General features: G+C 29.7%; 2 protein-coding genes and 1 CRISPR repeat array. Both genes read right to left on the bottom strand.

The features are described from left to right. Positions 1-163: 163 nt before the first annotated feature. Complete coding sequence (locus CP370_RS09040) at positions 164-421, bottom strand: hypothetical protein (RefSeq protein WP_087712915.1); 258 nt, start codon at positions 419-421, stop codon at positions 164-166. Between the two features lie 305 nt (positions 422-726). Beyond that, positions 727-1,225: a CRISPR direct-repeat array (repeat unit 36 nt; unit sequence GATCTAAACCTTATTGATCTAACAACCATCTAAAAC). A gap of 33 nt (positions 1,226-1,258) precedes the next feature. Continuing rightward, positions 1,259-1,784 (bottom strand): type II-A CRISPR-associated protein Csn2 (csn2, locus tag CP370_RS09035; RefSeq protein WP_143467875.1); only part of this gene is annotated, 526 nt, incomplete at its 5' end.

The raw sequence follows: 1,784 nt of genomic DNA, 5'->3' as shown, positions 1-1,784 counted from the left end.
ATTTGGTCATAAGAAAACCCCCGAAATCCGTGTCCGAATTTCGAGGGTCACTACATTGGGGCTAAAATTTTACTTCTATATTTTTTGATCTTTCATGAAATTATATGGAATTATTTATACTGCTTATTCATCCTTGTTTTTATCTGAATAAACCTGAACCCATTTACTCCTTCGACCAGTCTGCATAATCCCACGCAGCCTCAAGTCTTAGACCGTCCTCATTTAATTCCCACGCTTCATTCAATGAGGTAGCTATATAATCCCCAACTATATCAAAGTAATAATCATAATCCCTTTCATTTTGCATAGGTACATTAACAATTCCATTTTCTTCATAACTATTCTTAAATTTAATAAATAAACTAGGATATGTTGTTCTAATGAATAGAAAATCATCCTTTTTAAATCTTAGATTTCTCATTTTTTCTGTTCTATTGTCCTTTTAAAACCAGAAATTTTAATTAATAATAGTTAAATTATTGAAGGTGTGTATTTTGACCAAAAATAAAACCAAAAGGAACGATAACATGGTCTGGCTAACAGACAGTAAGTTCTCTGAAGAATATTTTAATTACTTAGAAGCAAAAGAAAATGGTAATTTAGATAAGATCTCCAAATTCAATAAAGCAAAAAGCCATTAATATTTTTAATTAATACTAATGATTTTTATAAAGAGTAAATATTTTGATCTAACAACTAGTTAAAACTAGTTACTTGGTCTTGAGCCCTGCAATCTTTATTGATCTAACAACCATCTAAAACATTATCATCTTCCGGAGCAACAATAGCTCTGATCTAAACCTTATTGATCTAACAACCATCTAAAACGCCGTATTCATGACATTTGTAACTTGATTGGATCTAAACCTTATTGATCTAACAACCATCTAAAACCCATCATAGTTAGCTTGAATACTTGCACGAGATCTAAACCTTATTGATCTAACAACCATCTAAAACTTTCGCCAGCATTCAGAATTGGGAATGTATGATCTAAACCTTATTGATCTAACAACCATCTAAAACTTTCTCTAGTTTTAATTTTTGGAAGAATTGGATCTAAACCTTATTGATCTAACAACCATCTAAAACTGCTTGAATGTAGCATTAAGCGGCTGGTAGAGATCTAAACCTTATTGATCTAACAACCATCTAAAACAGTTGGCGCACATTTGGCACACAAGTATTTGATCTAAACCTTATTGATCTAACAACCATCTAAAACCGATAATTTATAATTATCTTTTAATGATAGCTGTCAGTACCAATCAACAAGGTCCTGATCAATGTAGAAGTAATCAGCATCTTTCGGATAAACCAGAACATCCTTAGATGTGAATTCTATTAAAATCATTTTCAATTTCATTGACTTTAGTAAATTGTTCAACATGTTTAACTGTGTTCTATCTAAATAATGAGCGACATTACAGACAACTGGCACAGTCTTCAAATTACATGTTTGATGGATTCTTAAGATCGATTCAATTATAGCATAGGGCTCTTTTAAAAACTTAGAATCTAAATGCAAATTTTCTAATTTTAGAAACTTCTTTAAATCTTCACTAAAATCAAGTTCTAGCGGTAAATCTTCTAAAAATAACGAATCCTGAACTAAAGATTCTAAATTATAATATGCTTTTATTATCTTATTTCGATTATCTTCATCTAAATTTTCGATATATTTTTTTATTATAAGAGGTATATATTTATCTAAAATATTTTTAGCGCTGATTGTAAAATTAAATTGAACACTTGATAAAAAATAAAAAGTCCATTCGGACCTG

Origin of the sequence: Lactobacillus sp. UMNPBX19, assembly GCF_002553805.1 — a bacterium.
Taxonomy (GTDB): domain Bacteria; phylum Bacillota; class Bacilli; order Lactobacillales; family Lactobacillaceae; genus Lactobacillus.
This window is presented reverse-complemented; position numbering and strand designations above follow the sequence as displayed.